General features: G+C 56.7%; 26 protein-coding genes. 16 read left to right on the top strand and 10 right to left on the bottom strand.

Annotated features, from left to right (window positions below; translation table 11 throughout):
* The 7 genes from HMPREF3140_RS02165 to gstA form a co-directional block, all read left to right on the top strand.
* On the top strand, window positions 1–180 hold a 180-nt coding region (locus tag HMPREF3140_RS02165; protein ID WP_077270441.1), incomplete at its 5' end, for an electron transporter RnfC.
* A complete protein-coding gene (gene rsxD, locus HMPREF3140_RS02160; protein ID WP_002907730.1) occupies window positions 181–1,233 on the top strand; it encodes an electron transport complex subunit RsxD in 1,053 nt (350 codons plus the stop codon). It abuts the gene before it with no gap.
* Between the two features lie 10 nt (window positions 1,234–1,243).
* Window positions 1,244–1,864 (top strand): electron transport complex subunit RsxG, encoded by a 621-nt coding sequence (rsxG, locus tag HMPREF3140_RS02155; protein WP_002907731.1) that lies wholly within the window; start codon window positions 1,244–1,246, stop codon window positions 1,862–1,864.
* Between the two features lie 2 nt (window positions 1,865–1,866).
* Complete coding sequence (locus tag HMPREF3140_RS02150) at window positions 1,867–2,565, top strand: electron transport complex subunit E (RefSeq protein WP_002907733.1); 699 nt, start codon at window positions 1,867–1,869, stop codon at window positions 2,563–2,565.
* Between the two features lies 1 nt (window position 2,566).
* A complete protein-coding gene (gene nth / locus HMPREF3140_RS02145; protein ID WP_002907734.1) occupies window positions 2,567–3,202 on the top strand; it encodes an endonuclease III in 636 nt (211 codons plus the stop codon).
* Between the two features lie 607 nt (window positions 3,203–3,809).
* Window positions 3,810–5,315, top strand: coding sequence for a dipeptide/tripeptide permease DtpA (gene dtpA, locus HMPREF3140_RS02135; RefSeq protein WP_004151206.1), 1,506 nt, complete (start codon window positions 3,810–3,812; stop codon window positions 5,313–5,315).
* A 110-nt stretch (window positions 5,316–5,425) separates the two neighbouring features.
* Entirely contained in the window at window positions 5,426–6,031 is a 606-nt protein-coding gene (gene gstA / locus HMPREF3140_RS02130; RefSeq protein WP_004175870.1) for a glutathione transferase GstA, read from the top strand.
* A gap of 42 nt (window positions 6,032–6,073) precedes the next feature.
* Here the strand turns inward: gstA and pdxY are convergent, their stop codons facing one another.
* The 5 genes from pdxY to anmK all read right to left on the bottom strand — a co-directional run bounded on the left by pdxY (window position 6,074) and on the right by anmK (window position 10,649).
* Window positions 6,074–6,934: a pyridoxal kinase PdxY gene (gene pdxY / locus HMPREF3140_RS02125; protein ID WP_002907739.1), complete on the bottom strand. Its 861-nt coding sequence runs from the start codon at window positions 6,932–6,934 to the stop codon at window positions 6,074–6,076.
* A gap of 61 nt (window positions 6,935–6,995) precedes the next feature.
* Window positions 6,996–8,270 (bottom strand): tyrosine--tRNA ligase, encoded by a 1,275-nt coding sequence (gene tyrS / locus HMPREF3140_RS02120; RefSeq protein ID WP_002907740.1) that lies wholly within the window; start codon window positions 8,268–8,270, stop codon window positions 6,996–6,998.
* Window positions 8,271–8,394: 124 nt separating this feature from the next.
* The gene (gene pdxH, locus HMPREF3140_RS02115) at window positions 8,395–9,051 is read right to left on the bottom strand and encodes a pyridoxamine 5'-phosphate oxidase (protein WP_070552827.1); all 657 of its coding nucleotides are present in this window, start codon (window positions 9,049–9,051) and stop codon (window positions 8,395–8,397) included.
* Between the two features lie 57 nt (window positions 9,052–9,108).
* Window positions 9,109–9,432, bottom strand: a complete 324-nt coding sequence (gene mliC, locus HMPREF3140_RS02110; RefSeq protein ID WP_002907744.1) for a C-type lysozyme inhibitor — start codon at window positions 9,430–9,432, stop codon at window positions 9,109–9,111.
* A 92-nt stretch (window positions 9,433–9,524) separates the two neighbouring features.
* Window positions 9,525–10,649 carry an anhydro-N-acetylmuramic acid kinase gene (anmK, locus tag HMPREF3140_RS02105; protein ID WP_004143831.1) on the bottom strand — a complete coding sequence of 375 codons (1,125 nt, stop codon included), beginning with the start codon at window positions 10,647–10,649 and terminating at the stop codon, window positions 9,525–9,527.
* A gap of 266 nt (window positions 10,650–10,915) precedes the next feature.
* On the opposite strand from anmK, the gene slyB reads away from it, so the two are divergent.
* Together slyB and HMPREF3140_RS02095 are read left to right on the top strand one after the other, a co-directional pair.
* On the top strand, window positions 10,916–11,383 hold the full coding sequence (gene slyB, locus HMPREF3140_RS02100) for an outer membrane lipoprotein SlyB (protein ID WP_002907749.1): 468 nt from the start codon (window positions 10,916–10,918) through the stop codon (window positions 11,381–11,383).
* Between the two features lie 222 nt (window positions 11,384–11,605).
* On the top strand, window positions 11,606–12,967 hold the full coding sequence (locus HMPREF3140_RS02095) for a sensor domain-containing diguanylate cyclase (protein ID WP_004180166.1): 1,362 nt from the start codon (window positions 11,606–11,608) through the stop codon (window positions 12,965–12,967).
* A 33-nt stretch (window positions 12,968–13,000) separates the two neighbouring features.
* Here the strand turns inward: HMPREF3140_RS02095 and slyA are convergent, their stop codons facing one another.
* Window positions 13,001–13,441 carry a transcriptional regulator SlyA gene (gene slyA, locus HMPREF3140_RS02090; RefSeq protein ID WP_004143833.1) on the bottom strand — a complete coding sequence of 147 codons (441 nt, stop codon included), beginning with the start codon at window positions 13,439–13,441 and terminating at the stop codon, window positions 13,001–13,003.
* Window positions 13,442–13,613: 172 nt separating this feature from the next.
* Between slyA and HMPREF3140_RS02085 the strand changes: the two genes are divergently transcribed.
* Genes HMPREF3140_RS02085 through HMPREF3140_RS02075 form a run of 3 tightly spaced genes read left to right on the top strand, consistent with a single transcriptional unit; the run spans window position 13,614 to window position 16,781 of the window.
* Entirely contained in the window at window positions 13,614–13,850 is a 237-nt protein-coding gene (locus HMPREF3140_RS02085) for a DUF1656 domain-containing protein (RefSeq protein ID WP_002907752.1), read from the top strand.
* A gap of 10 nt (window positions 13,851–13,860) precedes the next feature.
* Entirely contained in the window at window positions 13,861–14,757 is an 897-nt protein-coding gene (locus HMPREF3140_RS02080) for an efflux RND transporter periplasmic adaptor subunit (RefSeq protein WP_004143835.1), read from the top strand.
* Window positions 14,757–16,781 carry an FUSC family protein gene (locus HMPREF3140_RS02075; RefSeq protein WP_002907754.1) on the top strand — a complete coding sequence of 675 codons (2,025 nt, stop codon included), beginning with the start codon at window positions 14,757–14,759 and terminating at the stop codon, window positions 16,779–16,781. The genes HMPREF3140_RS02080 and HMPREF3140_RS02075 overlap by 1 nt, the downstream gene beginning before the upstream one ends.
* On the opposite strand, the gene sodC is transcribed toward HMPREF3140_RS02075, so the two are convergent.
* The 3 genes from sodC to HMPREF3140_RS02060 all read right to left on the bottom strand — a co-directional run bounded on the left by sodC (window position 16,774) and on the right by HMPREF3140_RS02060 (window position 18,552).
* Window positions 16,774–17,295 carry a superoxide dismutase [Cu-Zn] SodC gene (gene sodC / locus HMPREF3140_RS02070; protein ID WP_004184268.1) on the bottom strand — a complete coding sequence of 174 codons (522 nt, stop codon included), beginning with the start codon at window positions 17,293–17,295 and terminating at the stop codon, window positions 16,774–16,776. The two genes, HMPREF3140_RS02075 and sodC, sit on opposite strands and share 8 nt — an antisense overlap.
* 69 nt (window positions 17,296–17,364) lie before the next feature.
* The gene (locus tag HMPREF3140_RS02065; RefSeq protein ID WP_032411629.1) at window positions 17,365–18,261 is read right to left on the bottom strand and encodes an aldo/keto reductase; all 897 of its coding nucleotides are present in this window, start codon (window positions 18,259–18,261) and stop codon (window positions 17,365–17,367) included.
* A gap of 48 nt (window positions 18,262–18,309) precedes the next feature.
* Window positions 18,310–18,552: a DUF1289 domain-containing protein gene (locus HMPREF3140_RS02060; RefSeq protein ID WP_072143294.1), complete on the bottom strand. Its 243-nt coding sequence runs from the start codon at window positions 18,550–18,552 to the stop codon at window positions 18,310–18,312.
* 139 nt (window positions 18,553–18,691) lie between these two features.
* Here HMPREF3140_RS02060 and HMPREF3140_RS02055 point away from each other — a divergent pair, with 139 nt between their 5' ends.
* The 4 genes from HMPREF3140_RS02055 to rnt all read left to right on the top strand — a co-directional run bounded on the left by HMPREF3140_RS02055 (window position 18,692) and on the right by rnt (window position 21,713).
* Window positions 18,692–19,291, top strand: a complete 600-nt coding sequence (locus tag HMPREF3140_RS02055; protein ID WP_004175857.1) for a TetR/AcrR family transcriptional regulator — start codon at window positions 18,692–18,694, stop codon at window positions 19,289–19,291.
* A 53-nt stretch (window positions 19,292–19,344) separates the two neighbouring features.
* Complete coding sequence (locus tag HMPREF3140_RS02050; RefSeq protein ID WP_002907763.1) at window positions 19,345–20,442, top strand: alkene reductase; 1,098 nt, start codon at window positions 19,345–19,347, stop codon at window positions 20,440–20,442.
* 78 nt (window positions 20,443–20,520) lie between these two features.
* Window positions 20,521–20,928 (top strand): lactoylglutathione lyase, encoded by a 408-nt coding sequence (gloA, locus tag HMPREF3140_RS02045; protein WP_002907764.1) that lies wholly within the window; start codon window positions 20,521–20,523, stop codon window positions 20,926–20,928.
* A gap of 137 nt (window positions 20,929–21,065) precedes the next feature.
* Window positions 21,066–21,713: a ribonuclease T gene (gene rnt, locus HMPREF3140_RS02040; RefSeq protein WP_002907766.1), complete on the top strand. Its 648-nt coding sequence runs from the start codon at window positions 21,066–21,068 to the stop codon at window positions 21,711–21,713.
* 47 nt (window positions 21,714–21,760) lie between these two features.
* On the opposite strand, the gene HMPREF3140_RS02035 is transcribed toward rnt, so the two are convergent.
* The gene (locus HMPREF3140_RS02035) at window positions 21,761–22,108 is read right to left on the bottom strand and encodes a Grx4 family monothiol glutaredoxin (RefSeq protein ID WP_002907768.1); all 348 of its coding nucleotides are present in this window, start codon (window positions 22,106–22,108) and stop codon (window positions 21,761–21,763) included.
* Window positions 22,109–22,246 lie beyond the last annotated feature (138 nt).

Raw genomic sequence — 22,246 nt, 5'->3', positions numbered from 1 at the left:
AAGGCGGCGGTGGAAGCCGCCATCGCCCGCGCTAAAGCGCGTAAAGCCGAACAGCAGGCCGCACAAAAGGATCTCGCGTCAGCCGCAGCCAATGACGACCCGCGCAAAGCGGCCGTCGCCGCGGCTATCGCCCGCGTTCAGGCGCGTAAAGCAACACAGCAGGCAGTTAACGAGGAATAAATGGTTTTCAGAATCGCAAGCTCCCCCTATACCCATAACCAGCGGCAGACCTCGCGTATTATGCTGCTGGTGCTGCTCGCCGCTGTGCCTGGCATTGTGGTCCAGACCTGGTTTTTCGGCTGGGGCACCGTACTGCAGATTGTCCTCGCCGCCCTGACGGCCTGGGCGACCGAAGCCGCTATTCTCAAACTGCGTAAACAGCCTGTTGCTGCCACGCTGAAAGATAATTCCGCCCTGCTCACCGGCCTGCTGCTGGCGGTGAGTATTCCGCCACTGGCCCCGTGGTGGATGGTGGTGCTCGGCACTGCCTTTGCCGTAGTCATTGCCAAGCAGTTGTACGGAGGCCTGGGCCATAACCCCTTCAACCCGGCAATGATCGGCTATGTCGTGCTGCTGATTTCGTTCCCGGTGCAGATGACCTCCTGGCTGCCTTCCTATGAGATAGCCGCCCATATCCCGGCATTCAGCGACGCGCTGCAGATGATCTTCACCGGTCATACCGCCGCCGGAGGCGACATGGCCAGTCTGCGGCTGGGTATCGACGGCGTCAGCCAGGCCACCCCGCTGGATACCTTTAAAACCTCCCTGCATGCCGGACATAGCGTTCAGCAGGTGCTGCAATTGCCGGTCTACGGCGGCGTGCTGGCAGGTCTGGGCTGGCAGTGGGTGAATATCGCCTGGCTGGCAGGCGGCCTTTTCCTGCTGTGGCAGAAGGCGATCCGCTGGCATATCCCGGTCAGCTTCCTTGTTAGCCTCGGCCTGTGCGCCACCCTCGGCTGGATTTTTTCGCCGCAGAGCCTGGCCTCACCGCAGATGCATTTGCTCTCCGGGGCGACCATGCTTGGCGCCTTCTTTATCCTGACCGATCCGGTGACGGCCTCAACAACCAACCGCGGCCGTCTGATCTTTGGCGCCCTCGCTGGCCTGCTGGTCTGGCTCATCCGCAGCTTCGGTGGTTATCCGGACGGCGTGGCGTTTGCCGTTCTGCTGGCGAATATTACCGTGCCGCTGATCGATTACTACACGCGCCCGCGCGTATATGGCCACCGTTGAGAGAGCAATGATGTTAAAAACGATGCGTAAACACGGCGTCACGCTGGCGCTGTTTGCCGCCGGTTCCACCGGGCTGACGGCGGCGATCAATGAGCTGACCAAAAGCACCATCGACCAGCAGGCGGCCCTGCAGCAAAAGGCGTTATTCGACCAGGTTTTACCTGCCGACCGCTATAATAACGATCTGCTTAAGAGCTGCTATCTGGTCAGCGCCCCGGCGCTGGGCAAAGGCCAGCATAAAGTGTGGATCGCCAAAAATAACGATCGACCGATCGGCGCGGTGATGGAAGCCACCGCGCCGGACGGCTACTCCGGAGCAATACAGCTGCTGGTTGCCGCCGATTTTAGCGGCACGGTCCTCGGCACCCGCGTAACTGAGCATCATGAAACGCCGGGCCTGGGTGATAAAATCGAACTTCGCCTGTCGGACTGGATTACCCATTTTGCCGGGAAAGTCATCCACGGCCAGGGCGATAGCCACTGGGCGGTCAAAAAGGATGGCGGCGATTTTGACCAGTTCACCGGCGCCACCATCACCCCCCGGGCGGTGGTCAATGCCGTTAAGCGCGCAGGCTTATATGCACAAACGCTGCCTGCGCAACTTCCTGAATTCACCGCCTGTGGAGAATAACCATGAGCGAAGTTAAAGACGTCATCGTCCAGGGCCTGTGGAAAAATAACTCCGCCCTGGTTCAGCTGTTAGGTATGTGTCCTCTGCTGGCGGTCACCTCGACCGCCACCAACGCCCTCGGGCTGGGTTTGGCCACCACCCTGGTGTTAACCCTGACCAACCTGACCATCTCCAGCCTGCGCCGCTGGACGCCAGCGGAGATCCGGATCCCCATCTACGTAATGATTATCGCCTCGGTGGTGAGCGTCGTGCAGATGCTGATCAACGCCTATGCCTTCGGCCTCTATCAGTCGCTGGGGATTTTCATCCCGCTTATCGTGACCAACTGCATCGTGGTCGGCCGCGCCGAAGCCTTTGCCGCCAAAAAAGGGCCGGCGCTGTCGGCGCTGGACGGTTTCTCGATCGGCATGGGCGCTACCTGCGCGATGTTTGTGCTGGGCTCCCTGCGCGAGATCCTTGGCAACGGCACCCTGTTTGACGGCGCCGACAGTCTGCTTGGCAGCTGGGCGAAGGTTCTGCGCATCGAGGTTTTCCACACCGACACCCCTTTCCTGCTGGCTATGCTGCCGCCAGGCGCCTTTATTGGCCTCGGCATGATGCTGGCGATTAAATACCTTATCGATGAACGTAGCAAACAGCGGAAGGCGCAAGCGGCCCGGGCCGTCTCTGTCGCCCCGTCCGACGTGACAGGGAAAGCATAATATGAACAAAGCCAAACGCCTGGCGATCCTTACCAGGCTGCGGGAAAACGATCCCCACCCCACCACCGAACTGCATTTCAGTTCGCCATTCGAGCTGCTGATTGCCGTCCTGCTTTCTGCACAGGCCACCGACGTAAGCGTCAACAAAGCGACAGCCAAACTCTATCCGGTGGCCAATACGCCCGCAGCGATGCTGGCCCTGGGGGTGGATGGGGTGAAATCGTATATCAAGACTATCGGCCTGTTTAACAGCAAAGCGGAAAACGTCATCAAAACCTGCCGCATCCTGTTGGAGCAGCACAATGGCGAGGTGCCGGAAGACAGAGCGGCGCTGGAGGCGCTGCCCGGCGTGGGCCGTAAAACCGCCAACGTGGTGCTGAATACCGCCTTTGGCTGGCCGACCATCGCCGTGGACACGCACATCTTCCGCGTCTGCAATCGGACGCAGTTCGCCCCGGGCAAGAACGTTGAGCAGGTGGAAGAGAAGCTTCTGAAGGTGGTCCCCGCCGAGTTTAAGGTCGACTGCCATCACTGGCTGATCCTGCATGGGCGTTATACCTGTATTGCCCGCAAGCCGCGCTGCGGCTCCTGCCTGATTGAAGATCTTTGCGAATACAAAGATAAAGTCTACGCCTGACTGTCTCGTCTCTATTGCGGTCATAGCTTAACTCTGGGTTATGGCCCGCATTCATCTATTTCACCGGCCATTAACACCACATAATCATCATGATTATGGATGATTATCCGGTTATATAACAAACAACTAGTTCATTCATTTTTTATCAGCGCAAAATTTCTATGCATTTGTGATCCAGATCATCCTCGCAACTTTATGTTGATTGAATGTTACTGGAATGGAAATAAATGTCAGGCAATACAACGGATGAGTAAAGATTGTCAGGATAATGACCCATGATTTTTTAAGATAATGGACCATATCACTATGCTTACGCCAGATCAGTAGAATATATCGCCTTTTCCCGAAAAACCGACGAACCCAAAAGATAAAAATACCAACGATATCGAAACGGTAAAATTTAACGCTGTATAACATTCATATGTCCGGAGCATTATACCACCCTGATTATGTGTAACAGATTATTACAAAAGCCTTGCCTGATGCGCCAGGATAGTGAACATTACTTGCCGTTTTCCCTCCAAGAATAACTATAAAGGCGGCGGTCCAACGAGATTGCGCCCCGAACACCCCCCAGTAAATATGGGATGTAAAAAAAGAGGTATATGTGTCTACTGCAAACAATAAACCAGCAGAAAGCGTGAGTCTGAACGCTTTCAAACAACCACGCGCGTTCTATCTCATTTTCTCGATCGAGTTGTGGGAGCGTTTTGGTTACTACGGCCTGCAAGGGATCATGGCCGTTTACCTGGTAAAACAGCTGGGTATGTCGGAAGCGGATTCCATTACTCTGTTCTCCTCCTTTAGCGCGCTGGTTTATGGCCTCGTCGCCATTGGCGGCTGGCTGGGTGATAAAGTGCTGGGTACCAAGCGTGTCATCATGCTGGGCGCTATCGTGCTGGCGATTGGCTATGCGCTGGTGGCCTGGTCCGGCCATGACGCCGCTATCGTCTATATGGGTATGGCGACCATCGCCGTCGGTAACGGCCTGTTTAAAGCCAACCCGTCCTCCCTGCTTTCTACCTGCTATGACAAAAACGACCCACGTCTGGACGGTGCATTTACCATGTACTACATGTCCATCAATATCGGTTCGTTCTTCTCTATGCTGGCAACCCCGTGGCTGGCCGCACGTTTTGGCTGGAGCGTAGCGTTTGCTCTCAGCGTGGTGGGGATGGTGATCACCATTATTAACTTCGCCTTCTGTCAGAAATGGGTTAAACAGTACGGCTCTAAACCGGACTTTGCCCCGGTACACATGGGTAAACTGCTGGCGACCATCGCTGGCGTGGTGGTGCTGGTCGCTATCGCCACCTGGCTGCTGCATAACCAGGGTATCGCACGTATGGTGCTGGGCGTCGTCGCACTGGGTATCGTCGTGATTTTCGCCAAAGAAACCATAGGCCTTAAAGGTGCTCCGCGTCGTAAAATGATCGTCGCTTTCCTGCTGATGGTAGAAGCGATTGTCTTCTTCGTGTTGTACAGCCAGATGCCGACCTCGCTGAACTTCTTCGCCATCCGTAACGTGGAGCACTCGATCCTCGGTCTCGCCTTTGAACCGGAACAGTATCAGGCGCTGAACCCGTTCTGGATCATGATTGGTAGCCCGATTCTGGCCGCCATCTACAACAAGATGGGTGACCGCCTGCCGATGCCGCACAAATTTGCTATCGGTATGGTACTGTGCTCTGGCGCATTCCTCGTCCTGCCTTTAGGGGCGAAGTTCGCCAGCGACGCCGGTATCGTCTCGGTCAACTGGCTGATTCTGAGCTACGCGCTGCAGTCTATCGGTGAACTGATGATTTCCGGCCTCGGCCTGGCGATGGTCGCTCAGCTGGTTCCTCAGCGTCTGATGGGCTTCATTATGGGCAGCTGGTTCCTCACCACGGCAGGCGCGGCGATCATCGCCGGGAAAATCGCTAACCTGATGGCAGTCCCGGAGAATGTCACCGATCCGCTGGTGTCGCTGGAAGTGTACGGTCACGTATTCCTGCAGATTGGTATCGTCACCGCGGTTATCGCCGCCCTGATGCTGCTGACCGCGCCGAAACTGAATCGTATGACTCAGGACGACAGCGCGGACATTAAAGCACGCGAAACCGCGGCTGCCTGACGCCGCAGGGAAAACTAATTATTTTTAAGCCGCTAACGTTAGTTTAGCGGCTTTTTTTTTACCCCTGGCAGGACTAACATACAGAAAACTGCAGCCACGAGGAGTCACGCATGAAACTGTTCTACAAACCCGGCGCCTGTTCCCTTGCCTCGCATATTGCCCTGCGCGAAAGCGGTCTGGATTTTACCCTGCAGAGCGTGGATCTGGCCCAGAAACGGCTGGAAAACGGGGAAGACTATCTGCTGATCAACCCGAAAGGTCAGGTGCCGGCGCTGCTGCTGGATGATGATATCCTGCTCACTGAGGGCGTAGCCATCATGCAGTACATCGCAGACCAGGTGCCGGATCGTCATCTGCTGGCGCCGGTGGGCTCGATTGCGCGCTATCAGACTCTCGAATGGCTGAACTATGTGGCCACCGAGCTGCATAAAAGCTTTACCCCGCTGTTCCGCCCGGATACCCCGGAGGACTATAAGCCTGTCGCGCGGGGGCTGCTTGAGAAAAAGCTGCAATACGTTGATGCAGCGCTGGCAGACAAACAGTGGCTGACCGGCCATCGCTTCACCATTGCCGATGGTTATCTGTTTACGGTGCTGCGCTGGGCCTATGCTATAAAACTGGATATGGCTGCCTATGGTCATATCGGCAACTGGATGACGCAGGTGGCAGCGCGTCCGGCGGTGGCGGCCGCACTGGCGGCTGAAGGCTTAAAATAAGGCCTGAACCTGCCCGGCGGACCGTCGGGCAGGCCCTGAGAGTTACAGCCGGGTGGCGCTGAAGCAGTGCTCCGGTACGGCGATGCGATCCTGCGCCGCTACTACCTGCAGTTCGTATTCCTGCATATTTTTGGTGGCGAGCATAATCTCGTACACCGCGGCGGTGACGTGTTCCAGCGCATCGCGCAGACTTGCCCCCTGCAGCAATTTTACCAACAGCAGACCGCTGGTCACATCGCCGACGCCCACCGGCTGACGCAGGCCGAAATCCACCAGCGGCCGACTAATATGCCAGGCTTCTTCGGCCGTCACCAGCAGCATCTCAAAACGATCCATACTCAGACCCGCACGGGCAAGATGCTTAACTAATACCACTTCCGGCCCCTGGGCAATCAGCTCCCGCGCGGCGGCCACTGCCTCGCTGACGCTGGCGACCGGATGACCGCACAGGATCTCCAGCTCAACCAGATTCGGGGCAATAATATCGCTGGCCGGCAGCGCATAGCGCACGTGGAACTCCGCCACGCCCGGCGCAACGATGCAGCCCTTCTCTGGGTGACCCATCACCGGATCGCAAAAATATTTCGCCGCCGGATTGGCCGCCTTAACCTGACGCACGATACCGAGGATATGCTCTCCCTGCTCAGCGGAGCCAAGATAGCCGCTCAGTACCGCATCGCAGGTCTGCAGCTTGTCGATATCGGCAATCCCCTGAACGATCTCCGTCAAATGCGAAGGCGGCATGACGCAGCCGGTCCATTTGCCGTACTGCGTATGGTTAGAGAACTGTACGGTATTCAGGGGCCAGACATTGGCGCCCAGACGGCGCATCGGAAATTCGGCGGCACTGTTGCCGGCATGGCCAAACACAACGTGAGACTGAATGGCGAGGATGTTCTTCATTTTCTTACCACAACCCTAAAAAGAAAAAGGGCGTGGTTTCCCACGCCCTGGCAGTATTTTTTTATTTCCAGCAGACCAGGCAGTAATTTTTCTTACCGCGACGCAGCAAGGTGTAGCGGCCAAACAGGCGATCGCTGTCACTGAATACATATTCCGGGTCGGCCTGTTTTTCGCCGTTGATGGTCACCGCGTTAGAGGCAACGGTTTTACGCGCCTGACCGCGGGACGGCTGCAGCTCGGAATCAACCAGCGCCTGCAGCAGATCGGCGCCTTTTTCCATTTCGATCATCGGCACGCCATCCTGGGCCAGCTGTTCGAAGTCTGCTTCGCTCAGGTCGCTCAGGTTACCGTTGAACAGGCTTTCGGTAATGCGCTTCGCCGCTTCCAGGCCTTCTTCGCCGTGAACAAGGCGCGTCACCTGCTCTGCCAGCACGTACTGGGCGCGCGGCGCTTTACCGCTGTTTTTGTCTTCTTCTTCCAGGGCATTGATCTCCGCAATGTCCATAAAGGTGAAGAATTTGAGGAAGCGATAGACATCAGCATCCGCGGTGTTGATCCAGAACTGGTAGAATTTGTACGGACTGGTTTTCTTCGGATCCAGCCACACGGCGCCGCCTTCGGTTTTACCGAATTTGGTGCCGTCCGCTTTGGTGATCAGCGGTACGGTCAGGCCAAACACCTGGTTCTGATGCAGACGACGGGTCAGATCGATGCCGGAGGTGATGTTGCCCCACTGGTCAGAACCGCCAATCTGCAGCGCCACGCCGTGCAGCTTATTCAGGCAGGCAAAGTCGTAACCCTGCAGCAGATTGTAAGAGAACTCGGTAAAGGAGATACCCTGATCGTCACGATTCAGACGCTGCTTCACCGCTTCTTTGTTGATCATCTGGTTAACAGAGAAGTGTTTACCGATATCGCGCAGGAAGGTCAGCACGTTCATGCTGCCAAACCAGTCATAGTTATTCGCCGCGATCGCCGAGTTGTCGCCGCAGTCAAAATCAAGGAACGGAGCCACCTGTTTGCGGATTTTATCCACCCACTCCTGCACGGTATCCTCGGTGTTTAGTTTACGCTCAGCGGCTTTGAAGCTTGGGTCGCCAATCAGACCGGTTGCGCCGCCCACCAGCGCCACAGGTTTATGACCTGCCTGCTGGAAGCGTTTCAGGCATAACAATGGAACAAGATGCCCCAAATGCAAGCTGTCAGCGGTAGGATCGAAGCCGCAATAGAGCGCGATCGGGCCTTGCGCCAGTCGCTCTGCTAACGCTTCCTCGTCCGTCACCTGGGCTACCAGCCCCCGCTCTTGCAATTGTTTAATCAAGTTACTGCTTGCCATCAAATTCTCCATGTATAAACGACTGCACCTCTGCCGGTACACGACTTTTCGCCAGATGCGAAAAGTACATAGAATAAAGCGCCGGCCCTTTCAGCGCCAGCGCTTCGATAACTAATTTCGGCGTTTACGGCGCCAGACGGTCTATTTTCCAGGCGCCGCTATCGCGCTGGTATAAAAAGCGATCGTGCAGACGGTGTTCTCCCCCCTGCCAGAACTCCATCTGCTCAATGCTGACGCGGAATCCGCCCCAGAAGCTCGGCAACGGCACTTCACCCTGCTGGAACTTCTGCTTCAGCTCGAGGAATTTGCTTTCGAGGATGCCGCGGGCTGAGATCCGGCTCGACTGCTTCGAGACCCAGGCGCCAATCTGGCTGTCGCGCGGACGGCTGTGGAAATATTTGACCACTTCCAGCGTCGACAGACGCTCCGCTTTGCCGATTACCATCACCTGGCGCTCCAGCATATGCCACGGGAAAAGCAGGCTGACCTGCGGGTTGTTTTCAATTTGATGCGCTTTGCGGCTGCCGAGGTTGGTATAAAACACCAACCCTTTTTCGTCGTAGTGCTTCAGCAGCACAATGCGCTGGTAGGGCTGGCCGCGCTCATCGACGGTGGCAACCACCATGGCCGTCGGGTCGGCAAGTTTCGCATCGCAGGCCTGACGCAGCCAGCGTTCAAACAGCGGCAGGGGTTCAGCAGGAAGATCGTGGCGACGCAAACCGCCACGGGTGTATTCACGGCGCAAATGCGCAATTTGCTGGAGTTCGTCGTTTTCAGACATGGCCATTGAGGATGTAGTCATAAGGTGGCGTTATTGTGCGCCCCCCGGACAGAAATCTCAACGTTTGGCCGTCTGCAGCTGACAGTTATCAAGGACGATGCGGTCGCGCTTATAGACGGTGGCGGTATCGCCTTTTGACCAGAACACATAGACGCCGTCGGTGTAGCGCGCCCCGGAAGCCGACAGCCCCTCAGACAGGTTCAGTTGCTGATTATCATAGATAAAACTGACCTGCTGGCGTGCGTTATTGCGATGGACCGTCAATGGTTTCTGGTCGCATTGATACTCCAGCGTGTCCGTCTGCATCCGCTCGACAAACTGGTTGTAGTAGCTACAGCCCGCCAGCATAAAAGGTACAACTGCGATAAGAATTTTTTTCATTCGTTTGCCTTCGACTTTCCCGGTCACGGCGGGCACTCCGCCCTCCGCTTAACTTGTCCAGTTTACCGGTCGCGTCGTATTTAAGATTTCAGTTAACTCCGATTCTGCGGCGGGTTAGCCGGAAAAATGGCGCCCAGCACCGAGGCTTCGCTGGCGCCGGTCACGGAGGGCAGATTGCCCGGCAGACCAGCCAGCGTTCGCCAGGCCAGCCAGGCAAAGGCCAGCGCTTCCATATCATCGCCGCTGATCCCCGCCTCATCGGTGGTGGAGACCTCGGTTCCCGGCAGCAGAGCCGCCAGGCGCGCCATTAACAAGGGGTTACGCGCGCCGCCGCCGCACACTAACAAACGCTCGCAGCCGCCGCTTAACAATACCTGCTCACTGATGGTGACGGCGGTCAATTCCGCAAGCGTAGCCTGAACATCCTCCCCGCGTAGCCCCGGATAGCGGGCCATATGCTGCTCCAGCCAGCCGTAATTGAAATATTCCCGACCGGTGCTTTTCGGCGCCGGCAAGGCAAACCACGGATCGCTCAGCATGTCCTGCAGCAGCGGCAGCAGCACTTTACCTTCGCTAGCCCATTGGGCGTCCTTGTCGTACGGTTTGCCCTTCTGGCGCCAGATCCAGGCGTCCAGCAACATATTTCCCGGCCCGGTATCATAGCCGCGCACCGGCTGACCTGGCGCCAGCAGCGACACATTAGCGATCCCGCCGATATTGAGCACCATACGTCGCTCGACGGGGTGGGCCAGCAGCGCATGATGAAAAGCCGGCACCAGCGGCGCCCCCTGCCCGCCTAGCGCCATATCCCGGCGACGAAAATCCCCCACTACGGTTATCCCGGTGTGGGCGGCGATCTGGTTGTTATCACCAATTTGCAGGGTATGCGGAGCCTCTCCCTGCGGTTCATGCCATACGGTCTGTCCATGGCAGCCGATGGCGATGACGTCGGTGGGTTTGAGACTTTCCTGGCGCATCAGCGCCAGTACGGCATCGGCAAACAGCCGTCCCAGACGGGTGTCCAGACGACCTAGCTGCGAAAGGGTCAGCGACTGCCCCTGGCAAATCGCCAGAATCTCTTCTTTTATCGCGTGTGGAATGGGCCAGGTGAGACTAGCCTGCTGCGCCACCATGTTTTCAGTAATGGTGGCCAAAACGACATCGATACCATCCAGGCTGGTACCAGACATAACGCCAATAAAGCGACCCGATCTCATACGTTTTCCTTCATTCCATGACCCTTGTATGCCCTCACTCCATCATAAAGTATCGGCTAATGCTATGTTGTACTAATACTTTTTAACAATAGAGCGACAAATCAGAGAACATCGTAAAGAACCGGCGTTTAGTTGAGGTTGAAGCACCAGTGTTTATTATTTTTTGTATAGTCCAGGGAGAACCTATGCCCGCCGACGACTAAATGCCATATAATTAACCGTATGGACGTTCAATTGAACACCTTCGGTGAACAGGAGATTCATAAATGATTTTACGTGTTTTGGCTGTATCGATGATTGGTTTTACGCTCGCAGGCTGCGTGAGCAGCAGCGGCCTGTCCGGCGACGTTTATTCCGCATCTGAAGCCAAACAGGTGCAGAGCGTGACTTACGGTACTATCGTGCATACGCGCGCCGTACAGATCCAGAGCGGCGACGATAGCAATGCCATCGGGGCCATTGGCGGTGCGGTACTGGGCGGGTTCCTTGGAAACACCATCGGCGGTGGTACCGGACGCTCTCTGGCTACGGCGGCAGGTGCGGTCGCGGGCGGCGTAGCCGGTCAGGGCGTTCAGGGCGCGATGAATAAAACGCAGGGCGTTGAACTGGAAATCCGTAAGGACGATGGCAATACCATTATGGTAGTGCAGAAACAGGGCAGCACTCCGTTCTCCGTTGGTCAGCGCGTGGCCATTGCCGGCAGCGGCAGCCAGGTCACCGTCTCTCCGCGATAATTTCCCTTACGATGCGGCCGGTTGCGCCGCATCGTATTTTTCAGCCACGTTTATTTCGCCGTAATAAATTCGTAGTAACCATCAGACATCTTTATTTTAATATTCCATGAATCATTGCGCCTGCGCAATATCTTATCTGCCCGCCCCTATTACCCTCAAGAACGTAAATTAGCCCTGGTGACTCATCGTCGCTGCCGTTGCCTTTTATGTGGAATATTGCCTATGCCCGAACATGTGCATCATATCGTTAAACGTCTAATCCTTTATATTTGCATTTGTTTACTGGCCGGGATTGGCATTTCCGGGATGACTGCGTTTTTTCATACCAGCTTCAGTAGTACTTCCTCAATATTATTTCCGCTGCTGACCAGTTTCCTGATGGTTTTTCATATTACCATTGCCTGTTTTATGGGCATGAAATACTGGAGCAGCAAGCGGCGTCTCTACCTTACTCCAGTCTCTTTCGGGTTTGCCTGCTCAGCGCTGCTGATGCTTGGCACGCTCAGCAGCTATCCGGACTGGCTTACCTGCAATCCGGCCCCGGTCGTTAATCAAAATGACGCCGTTATCTATTATTTCTTCCGCAATATAATGATGGCTGTGTTATTCATGTCATCTATTATTTTGTACTATTTTCGCCAGCGCATCATGCATTCGTGGAAAGCACACGTTCTTACATTTACAGCATGTATACTTTTTACGTTGACCATTATTGTTTTATCATGGCTATACTCCAGCCATTCGCCGTGGCTGAGCGTCAATTTTATCGACGATCTGAGCCATACCTTTACCCCGTTGTGGCAAAGTATTATCGGCTGGCTGCTGATGGCAGTTTGGTTCATCACGCTGATTTTATTAATTAGCTTGAGTAAACTGCGTAATATTTTTTGGTTCAGCGGCGCTTTTTTTTGCAGCGCTTATTTGTTCACGCTTTTCCAGCTGCTCTCCACCGCAGGGGAGCTGGATCAGACCTGGTACCAGGCGCGTTTTTTCGAAACGCTATGCACCTTGTTCCTGATTCTGGTGCTACTGGTTGACGTCTTTATCCTCTATCGCGAGTCTAACCACAAATATGTCCATTCGTATCAGAATTCGATCCGCGACCCGTTGACCCGCCTCTACAACCGCAGCTTTTTCTACGACACTCTTAACCAACAGCTGGCGAAGGTGAATGCCCAGCATCCGCTGTCGGTGCTCATCAGCGACCTCGACCATTTCAAACGCATCAACGATAGCTACGGCCATGTCGCCGGCGACAAAGTGATCCAGTTCGCCGCCTCGGTGCTGGAAAGCCATTCGCGGGTAGATGACGCCGCCGCACGCATCGGCGGTGAGGAATTTGCTCTGCTGCTGGTCAACACCGGTGAAAAAGAAGCGCAAGCGATCGCCGAGCGTATCCGCCTGGCGGTCAGTGCCGGGGAGAGCCATTTACCGGAGCGAATGACCATCAGCATGGGGGTGTATACCACCTACGACAATAGCGTGACAGCGGAAGCGTGCGTTCAGCGCGCGGACGAAGCCATGTATGAAGCAAAGAATAACGGACGTAACCAGGTGATCGTCTGGCATCGGCAGGGAGGGTGAAAAAAGGCCCGGATTAGCCCGGGCCGTAAAGAATTAATCTTTAGCCTGGAGATCGAGGATATTTTGTTCAAGTTTACGGATTAAGTGGAGCAAGGTTTCCACTTCCTGCTTCGAGACCCCTGAGAGGATTTCATCACGGGTCTTACCTATCACCTCTTCCATCTCGTTGATCAGCGGTTCGGCTTTTTCCGTCAGCTTGATGCGTTTGGCCCGCCGATCGCTTGCGCAGGTCTGGCGAGAAATGAGCCCTTTCTCCTCCAGCTGATCGAGCGTGCGCACCAGCGACGGCTGTTCAATACCGATAGCTTTCGCCAGCTGGATCTGCGACTGCTCAGGCGGCAGCTGGTGGATGTTATGCAGCGTGACCCAGTGGGTCTGCGTTAACTCCAGAGGTTTCAGGCGATGGTCGATTAGCGCGCGCCAAACGCGAACTAAACGTGCCAGATCAGAACCAAGTGGCGATTCCAATTTCATCTCCTTATAATTAGCTTGCTAAGTTATTATACTGATTTTAGAATAGTGTGCAGCATTTGAATTATCAAAACAAATGAATTACTTGATTCAACAAAAACCAAAACAATGATTTACACTGTTAAAGAGTAGCACGTCCTGAGGTTACCCCTGTAATGGCAAAGGATTTTTGCTTGTGAAACTGAGTCTTAACACATCCGGATTGCCGCTGCAGGACCTGGTGTTCGGCGCATCCGTCTATTTCCCTCCGCTGTTCAAAGCCGTCTTGTTGGGTTTCTTTATCTGGTTGTTTTTACATCGCCAGCTGCGTGACTGGATGTATGCGGGCGACATCTGGCACCCGCTACTAATGGATCTCTCCCTGTTCGCGCTCGCGGTCTGTCTGGCCCTGGTATTGCTCATTGCCTGGTGATCTCCCTGTTATGAAAAGATTAAAATATCTGTCAACGCTGCTGGTCGCGGCCGTCGCCCTGATTGCCGCATGGTTGTTATGGAATTTCTACACTCAGTCACCCTGGACCCGCGACGGCAAAGTGCGCGCCGAGCAGGTTGGGATCACCCCTCAGGTCTCCGGCAGTATTCTGCAGTTGAACGTAACCGATAACCAACGGGTCAAAGCCGGGGAAGTATTGTTTACCATCGACGACACCCCCTATCGCATCGCGGTGCTGAACGCCCAGGCGCAGCTGGCGAAAGCCCAGGCGGAGGTGGCGAAAGCGCAGGCGGAGCAAAGCAAGGCCGCCAGCGAGGCTCGCCGTCGCCGAAGCCTGTCGCAAAATGCCATCTCGGCTGAAGACCTTGAGAACGTCAATACCGCCCTGAATACCGCCACCACCACCCTGGCTGCCGCCAGAGCGGGGGTCGGCGTAACCGAAGCGGCGCTGAAACATGCGCAGTGGCAGCTCAGCCAGACGGTTGTCAAAGCGCCGGTGGATGGCTGGGTGACCAACCTTTCCACCCGCGTCGGTGATTACGCTACCACCGGCCATCCGGTCTTTGCCCTGGTGGACAGCCATTCGTTTTACGTACTGGGCTACTTCGAAGAGACCAAACTGCGCCACATTCGCATCGGCGATCCGGCACAAATTATTCTCTATAGCAATCAGCAGACGCTAAAGGGCCATGTCGCGAGCATCGGCCGCGCGATTGTCGACCAGAGCGTGGAACAGGGAACCGGGCTGGTGGCCAACATCAAACCAAATATCCCCTGGGTTCGTCTCGCCCAACGCGTTCCGGTGCGAATTGCCTTTGATACGCTGCCGGCCGATGTCACCCTGGTCTCCGGCACCACCTGCACTGTCTCAATTGGCGGGCAGTAATGAACCTGCAGACCCTGTCGTGGCGCGCACTCCCCTGGGTTAAAGCCACCCGGCCGCAGTGGCGGTACGCATTGCGCAACGGCATCGCGATGTGTCTTGCGCTGAGTATCGCCTATGCGCTGGATCTTGATGAGCCCTACTGGGCGATGACGTCCGCGGCGGTGGTCAGCTTTCCCACCGTCGGCGGCGTGATCAGTAAAAGTTTTGGCCGCATCGCAGGCAGCCTGCTCGGCGCCTGCGCCGCCCTGCTGCTTGCCGGTCATACACTCAACGATCCCTGGCTGTTTCTGTTCAGTATCTCCGGCTGGCTGGCGCTCTGCACCTGGGCCTGCGCCCTGTTCACCAACAACGTCGCCTACGCCTTTCAGCTGGCGGGCTATACCTGCGCCATCATCGCCTTTCCGGTGATTAACATCAGCGACAGCTACGAACTGTGGGTCATCGCCCAGTCGCGCGTCTGCGAAGTCATCGTCGGGATCCTATGCGGCGGGCTAATGATGATGATCCTGCCAAGCACCTCCGACGGCAGCAATCTGCTGACGGCCCTGAAAACCATGCACGCCCGGCTGCTGGAGCACGCCAGCCTGCTGTGGGTGCCGGAGACGACGGATGCCATTCGCACCGCCCATGAGAGCGTGATTGGCCAGATCCTGACCATGAATCTGCTGCGTATCCAGGCCTTCTGGAGCCACTACCGTTTCCGTCGGCAGAATCCTCTGCTGAACTACCTCCTGCATCAGCAACTCAGAATGACCAGCGTCATCTCCAGTCTGCGACGGATGCTGCTGAACTGGCCTGACGCGCCGGCGAACACTCGCCAGGTACTGGAGTCGCTGCTCGCCGAGCTCGCCACCCCTCATGCCGACAGTTATCACGTTGCGCGGATCCTGGCGCCGCTGGCGCCGCGGCAGGATGCCGATTACCGGCACATCGCTTTCTGGGCGCGATTGCGCTATTTCTGTCGCATTTACCTGGAGAGCAGCCGCTGGATCCGCCGCGTTGAAAATGCCTCGGCGATCGCCGAGTTCAATGTGCCCGCCGCCCCGCCGTTAGCCCGCCATACCGATCAGGCGGAGGCGTTGCTCAACGGTGTCCGTACCTTTTGCGCGCTGGTGGCGATTGGCGCATGGGGGATCAGTACCCAGTGGACCAGCTGCGCGGCGGCCCTGACCCTGGCCTCCATCTGCTGCGTGCTCTACTCCGTATCCGCCTCGCCGTTTCGCTCGCTGACATTGCTGATGCAGACTCTGGTCCTGCTGTCGCTATTCAGTTTCGTGGTGAAGTTCGGCCTGATGGTGCAGGTAACCGACCTGTGGCAGTTTCTGCTGTTCCTGTTCCCGCTCCTGACCACCATGCAGTTACTCAAACTGCAGTGGCCCAAATACGCCGGCCTGTGGGGACAGCTTATCGTCTTTATGGGCTCGTTTATCGCCGTCACCAACCCGCCGGTGTACGATTATGCGGCCTTTTTCAATGATAATTTGAGCAAGATTGTCGGGGTAGGCTTTGCCTGGCTGGCCTTTGCGGTACTGAGTCCGGGCTCTGACGCCCGCAAAGGGCGACGCCATATCAGAGCGTTACGGCGTCACTTTGTCGATCAGCTCAGCCGTCATCCTCAGCACAGTGAGCATGAATTTGAATCGCTGGTCTATCACCACGTCAGTCAGCTCAGCCAGAGTAAGGATGCCCTGGCGCGCCGCTGGCTGTTGCGTTGGGGCGTCGTGCTGCTCAATTGCTCGCACGTCGTTTGGCAGCTTCGCGAATGGGAAACCCGCTCCGATCCTCTCGCCCAGGTGCGCGACCTGTGCATCAACCTGTTACGCGATGTGATGAGCGAGCGCGGCGTGCAGCAGCGTCCGCTGGCCTCCACCCTGCAGGAGCTGCAGCGGATCTGCGACGCCCTGAACCACCATCATCAGCCGGCGGCGCGGGAACTGGCCGCCGCGATTTGGCGACTGTACTGCGCCCTGTCGCAGCTGGAACAGGCCCCGGTGGCCGGCACAATTGGCGAAGGAACTACTTAATCACCCCGCAGGCAAACCGTTCGCCGCCGCCGCCCAGCGGCTGCGGGCTGTCGGCCATGTTATCCCCGCCTACGTGGACCATCAGCGCTTTCCCTTTCACCTCCGCCAGCGTTTTCAGGCGCGGAGCAATAATCGGCTGGTCGGCTACGCCCGCATCGTTGACCACCAGCAGGGGCAGGTCGCCAAGATGCCCGGCCCCCAACGGCCCTTCGTGTTTGCCGGTATGCTGCGGATCGTAATGTCCGCCCGCCGCCCCGGCGGCCACGGCTTTACCTTCTTTCATCGCCGGCTGGCAGCTGCCTTCGGCATGAATATGAAACCCGTGCTTACCCGGCGGTAGCGCCCGCAGAGTGGGGGCGAACTCGAGTCCGCGGTCGGTTTCGGTGATTTTGACGCTGCCGATGGTCTGACCGACGCCCTGGGTGGTCACGAGATTAAGTTGCACATCTTCACTAACGGCCTGTGCGCCAGCGCAAAATGCGAGGGATAAGATCGCGAGAATACATCGTTGCATAACACCTCCGGATGGCTGTCTCCCTGTTAAGTGTAAACCAGGAACGCCTTTCCGGAGGGGAAATGCCCGTTACGGTACGTCGTACCCGAGCGCGGCTTTACGGATGCGGAACCACTGCTGACGGGTCATGCTGAGTTTTTCAGCCACAATCGCCGAGCGCACGCGCTCGATTTTGCCCGAGCCAATAATCGGCAGCGGCTGCGACGGCAGACGCAGCACCCAGGCATAAACTACCTGTTCGATGCTGTCGGCGTTAAGCTCGTGCGCCACCTGCACCAGCTCATCGCGCAGCGCCTGGAAGCCCTCTTCGTTAAACAGGCGACCACCGCCAAGACAAGACCACGCCATCGGACGAATACGCAGTTGCTGCAGCTGATCGAGAGTACCGTCGAGCAGCAGCGGCTGATGCACCGGTGAAATTTCGACCTGGTTGGTGGCCAGGGTAAACGGCAGACGTGACTGCAGCAAGGTGAACTGGGCGGGGGTAAAGTTCGAGACGCCAAAATGGCGCACTTTACCGCTATGATGCAGCGCGAGAAAAGCTTCGGCTACCTCGTCGGCGTCCATCAGTGGGTCCGGCCGGTGGATCAGCAGCAAGTCGAGATGGTCCGTCGCCAGATTACGCAGCGATTGCTCGGCGCTGAGCACGATGTGATCGCGGTCGGTAATGTAGTGGCCAATGGTGTTCTCAGCGCGCGCCCGGGTGGCGATACCGCATTTGCTGACGATTTCCATCCGGCTACGCAGATGCGGCGCTCGCTTCAGCGCTTCGCCAAAGGCAGCCTCACACTGATAATCGCCATAGATATCGGCGTGATCGACGGTGGTTACGCCTAAATCGAGATGCTGCTCAATAAAGCTGACCAGCTCGCCAGGCGACATTTTCCAGTCCATCAGACGCCAGTAGCCCATCACAAAACGTGAAAATTCCGGCCCCTGGGGAGCCATAGCAATACGCTGAACCATAACCGCTTCCTCAATAAAAAAGTGCTCTGAGTATACGTAATTTTTGGCTTAAAACAGTGAGGGTTGCTGCGGTTCTTCCGCCGGCTCCGGCCTGTTCGCGCGTATTTTGCGCAGCAGCCGTTGGCGGCAAAGACGCAAAACCTCCTGTTTCTGCGCATCGCTCATCCTTTGCCAGTTAAAACGTTCCTCACGGCTGCGGAAACAGCCGCGACAGTAGCCGCGCTCATCGGTCTGACATATTCCCCGGCACGGGCTCTGCACCGGGAAAAATTCTAACTGCTCTGCCACCACACGCCTCCTGTCCCCTCGTCTCCTTTCATTGAAGACGTTTCCCCGCGCCGACGCAAATTTTGTTCACTACGTGCTGCGCCAGCTAACATTTTTCCGCCGACGCTTGCATTAGACCAATCGGTCTACTACAGTGTGCAGCATGAACAGACACAGCGATTGCGATACCCGAGAACATATCCTGGCCACCGGCGAGCAGCTTTGCATGCATCGCGGTTTTACCGGAATGGGCTTGAGCGAACTTCTAAAGACAGCGGAGGTGCCCAAGGGCTCTTTCTACCACTACTTTCGCTCTAAGGAAGCCTTCGGCGTCGCGCTGCTTGAACATCACTACACCGGATATCTGCAGCGCCTGGTGGACCACTTCGATCATGGCGACGGTAACTATCGCGATCGCCTGCTGGCCTACTATCAGCACACGCTGAATCAGTTCTGCCAGCAGGGGATTATTAGCGGGTGTCTTACTGTCAAGCTATCCGCGGAGGTTTGCGATCTGTCGGAAGATATGCGCGCCGCCATGGATCGCGGAGCCAGCCAGATTATCGCCCTGCTGGGCGACGCGCTGGAGAAAGGACGTCAGGAAGGCAGTCTCGCATTTGACGGCGAGGCCATGACCCTGTCGCAGGTGCTGTATTCCCTGTGGCTCGGGGCCAACCTGCAGGCCAAAATTACGCGTAGCGCAACGCCGCTGGAAAGCGCCCTTGCCCACGCCAAACAGATTATTGCAGCGCCTGCGGTATAACAGGCGTTTTTATTTCATCAGTTACTAGACGACCGGTCTACTCAGGAGTCACTATGTCGGAAGCAAAATTATTCAGCCCACTGAAAGTCGGTGCGGTCACCGTCCCTAATCGCGTATTTATGGCGCCGTTGACGCGTCTGCGCAGCATTGAGCCGGGCGATATCCCTACTCCGCTGATGGGCGAATACTACCGTCAGCGCGCCAGTTCCGGGCTGATCATCACCGAAGCGACGCAGATCTCCGCGCAGGCCAAAGGCTACGCCGGCGCGCCTGGGCTGCACAGCCCGGAGCAGATTGCCGCCTGGCAGAAAATCACCGCCGGCGTTCATGCCGAAAACGGTCATATCGCCGTCCAGCTGTGGCACACCGGGCGTATTTCCCATAGCAGCCTGCAGCCTGGCGGCGCCGCCCCGGTAGCGCCTTCCGCGCTGAGCGCGGGCACCCGTACCTCACTGCGTGACGAAAACGGCCACGCCATTCGCGTCGACACCTCAATGCCCCGCGCCCTGGAAACCGCAGAGATCCCAGGGATCGTCAACGATTTCCGTCAGGCGGTCGGCAATGCCCGTGACGCCGGCTTCGATCTGGTTGAGCTGCACTCAGCCCACGGCTATCTGCTGCACCAATTCCTCTCGCCATCGGCGAACCAGCGTACCGATCAGTACGGCGGCAGCGTGGAGAACCGTGCCCGTCTGGTGCTGGAAGTGGTTGACGCCGTGAGTCAAGAGTGGAGCGCCGAGCGCATTGGCATCCGCGTGTCGCCGATTGGCAGCTTCCAGAATGTGGATAATGGCCCGAACGAAGAAGAAGACGCGCTGTATCTGATTAGCGAGCTGGCGAAACGCGGTATCGCCTATCTGCACATGTCCGAGCCGGACTGGGCGGGCGGCAAACCTTACAGTGAAGCTTTCCGTCAGAAAGTCCGCGACCGCTTCCCGGGGGTGATCATTGGCGCTGGCGCTTACACAGTAGAAAAAGCCAACGATCTTATCAATAAAGGGCTGATTGATGCCGTGGCCTTTGGCCGCGATTACATCGCCAACCCGGATCTGGTGGCTCGCCTGCAGAAAAAAGCGCCGCTTAACCCGCAACGCCCGGAATCCTTCTACGGCGGCGGCGCGGAAGGCTACACCGATTACCCGACTCTGTAATCCCTCCATTGATAGCGGCGACGTATCGCCGCTATACTCAACGTTCTGATCTATCAAATAAACTGCATAGGGGACATTATGCGCTTACTCCACACCATGCTGCGCGTTGGCGACCTGCAACGTTCTATCGACTTCTATACCAACGTGTTGGGCATGAAGCTGCTGCGCACCAGCGAAAACCCGGAGTACAAGTACTCCCTCGCCTTTGTCGGCTACGGCGAAGAGAGCGAAACCGCGGTAATCGAACTGACCTACAACTGGGGCGTGGACAGCTATGAGCTGGGCACCGCCTACGGCCATATCGCGCTGAGCGTCGATAACGCCGCCGAAGCCTGCGAACGGATCCGTCAGAACGGGGGCAACGTCACCCGTGAAGCCGGGCCGGTAAAAGGCGGCACCACCGTCATCGCCTTCGTGGAAGATCCGGACGGTTACAAAATCGAGCTCATTGAAGAGAAAGATGCCGGCAAAGGTCTGGGCAACTAACGCTTCCCCACGCTGGCATATTTAATGCCATGGCTCTCCCGGGCGCTACGGCGCCCGTTGTTTTCACCCCTGCCTGCTGCAAGCCGCGGCAAAACTTGCCATAATGCGCGCTACTTTTTTCCAGCTAAGAGAATCTGATGTCCGAGAACGCTCAACTGAATGGTCTGTGCGACCGTTTCCGCGGTTTTTATCCGGTGGTGATCGATGTTGAAACCGCAGGATTTAACGCCAAAACCGACGCCCTGCTGGAGATCGCCGCCATTACGTTGAAGATGGATGAGCACGGCTGGCTGATGCCCGATGAAACGCTGCATTTCCATGTTGAACCTTTCGAGGGCGCCAATCTGCAGCCCGAAGCGCTGGCTTTTAACGGGATTAACCCGCATGACCCGCAGCGCGGGGCCGTCAGCGAATACGATGCCCTGCATGCCATCTTCAAAATGGTGCGCAAAGGGATGAAAGAGAGCGACTGCAGCCGGGCAATCATGGTGGCGCACAATGCCACCTTTGACCACAGCTTCACCATGACCGCCGCCGAACGCGCGGGACTTAAACGCAACCCTTTCCATCCGTTTGTTACCTTCGACACCGCCGCGCTAAGCGGGCTGGCGCTGGGCCAGACGGTGCTGTCGAAAGCCTGTATTGCCGCGGGTATGCCGTTCGACGGCGCGCAGGCTCACTCCGCCCTGTATGATACCGAGCAGACGGCGCAGCTGTTTTGCGAGATCGTGAACCGCTGGAAGCGTCTGGGCGGCTGGCCGCTGCCCGTAGCCACCCCGGAGTGATAAAAAAAGCGACTTCCAGGAAGTCGCTTTTTTACTGATGGCGGGAATTACTCCGCTTTTGGCTCGTCGGTATGGTACTTTGCCGCCGTCTCTTTGATCAGCTGCTGCAGTTCACCGCGCTGGTACATTTCGATGACGATATCGCAGCCGCCCACCAGTTCACCGTCTACCCACAGCTGCGGGAAAGTCGGCCAGTTGGCGTATTTAGGCAGCTCGGCGCGAATATCCGGGTTCTGCAGGATATCAACGTAAGCAAAACGTTCGCCACAGGCGGACAGCGCCTGAACGGCCTGGGCAGAGAAACCGCAGCTTGGCAGCTTCGGCGACCCTTTCATGTACAACAGGATCGGGTTTTCAGCGATTTGGCGTTGGATCTTTTCTAAAGTCGAGCTCATTGTCGTGCTTCCTTAAACTTCTTTCTACGGCAGTAACTTGTCATTGTAGCGTCCTGTAGGCAGGACGGATAATAACATTTTTTTCACTATTCATATTTTATCTTCTGTTGCGCGAAGTTGCCTTAAAAATATCATTTT

Source organism: Klebsiella sp. HMSC16A12 (assembly GCF_001808265.1).
GTDB classification, from domain to species: domain Bacteria; phylum Pseudomonadota; class Gammaproteobacteria; order Enterobacterales; family Enterobacteriaceae; genus Klebsiella; species Klebsiella pneumoniae.
This window is presented reverse-complemented; position numbering and strand designations above follow the sequence as displayed.

Bases quoted from the DNA above. Each gene is read 5' to 3' on its own strand.
- gloA (WP_002907764.1), top strand. From the start codon at position 20,521: ATGCGCTTACTCCACACCATGCTGCGCGTTGGCGACCTGCAACGTTCT.
- slyA (WP_004143833.1), bottom strand. From the start codon at position 13,441: ATGAAATTGGAATCGCCACTTGGTTCTGATCTGGCACGTTTAGTTCGC.
- rnt (WP_002907766.1), top strand. From the start codon at position 21,066: ATGTCCGAGAACGCTCAACTGAATGGTCTGTGCGACCGTTTCCGCGGT.
- anmK (WP_004143831.1), bottom strand. From the start codon at position 10,649: ATGAGATCGGGTCGCTTTATTGGCGTTATGTCTGGTACCAGCCTGGAT.
- pdxY (WP_002907739.1), bottom strand. From the start codon at position 6,934: ATGAAGAACATCCTCGCCATTCAGTCTCACGTTGTGTTTGGCCATGCC.
- HMPREF3140_RS02065 (WP_032411629.1), bottom strand. From the start codon at position 18,261: ATGGTTCAGCGTATTGCTATGGCTCCCCAGGGGCCGGAATTTTCACGT.
- mliC (WP_002907744.1), bottom strand. From the start codon at position 9,432: ATGAAAAAAATTCTTATCGCAGTTGTACCTTTTATGCTGGCGGGCTGT.
- rsxD (WP_002907730.1), top strand. From the start codon at position 181: ATGGTTTTCAGAATCGCAAGCTCCCCCTATACCCATAACCAGCGGCAG.
- HMPREF3140_RS02095 (WP_004180166.1), top strand. From the start codon at position 11,606: ATGCCCGAACATGTGCATCATATCGTTAAACGTCTAATCCTTTATATT.
- HMPREF3140_RS02055 (WP_004175857.1), top strand. From the start codon at position 18,692: ATGAACAGACACAGCGATTGCGATACCCGAGAACATATCCTGGCCACC.
- HMPREF3140_RS02150 (WP_002907733.1), top strand. From the start codon at position 1,867: ATGAGCGAAGTTAAAGACGTCATCGTCCAGGGCCTGTGGAAAAATAAC.
- rsxG (WP_002907731.1), top strand. From the start codon at position 1,244: ATGTTAAAAACGATGCGTAAACACGGCGTCACGCTGGCGCTGTTTGCC.
- pdxH (WP_070552827.1), bottom strand. From the start codon at position 9,051: ATGTCTGAAAACGACGAACTCCAGCAAATTGCGCATTTGCGCCGTGAA.
- HMPREF3140_RS02035 (WP_002907768.1), bottom strand. From the start codon at position 22,108: ATGAGCTCGACTTTAGAAAAGATCCAACGCCAAATCGCTGAAAACCCG.
- gstA (WP_004175870.1), top strand. From the start codon at position 5,426: ATGAAACTGTTCTACAAACCCGGCGCCTGTTCCCTTGCCTCGCATATT.
- slyB (WP_002907749.1), top strand. From the start codon at position 10,916: ATGATTTTACGTGTTTTGGCTGTATCGATGATTGGTTTTACGCTCGCA.
- HMPREF3140_RS02080 (WP_004143835.1), top strand. From the start codon at position 13,861: ATGAAAAGATTAAAATATCTGTCAACGCTGCTGGTCGCGGCCGTCGCC.
- HMPREF3140_RS02050 (WP_002907763.1), top strand. From the start codon at position 19,345: ATGTCGGAAGCAAAATTATTCAGCCCACTGAAAGTCGGTGCGGTCACC.
- nth (WP_002907734.1), top strand. From the start codon at position 2,567: ATGAACAAAGCCAAACGCCTGGCGATCCTTACCAGGCTGCGGGAAAAC.
- HMPREF3140_RS02075 (WP_002907754.1), top strand. From the start codon at position 14,757: ATGAACCTGCAGACCCTGTCGTGGCGCGCACTCCCCTGGGTTAAAGCC.
- tyrS (WP_002907740.1), bottom strand. From the start codon at position 8,270: ATGGCAAGCAGTAACTTGATTAAACAATTGCAAGAGCGGGGGCTGGTA.
- sodC (WP_004184268.1), bottom strand. From the start codon at position 17,295: ATGCAACGATGTATTCTCGCGATCTTATCCCTCGCATTTTGCGCTGGC.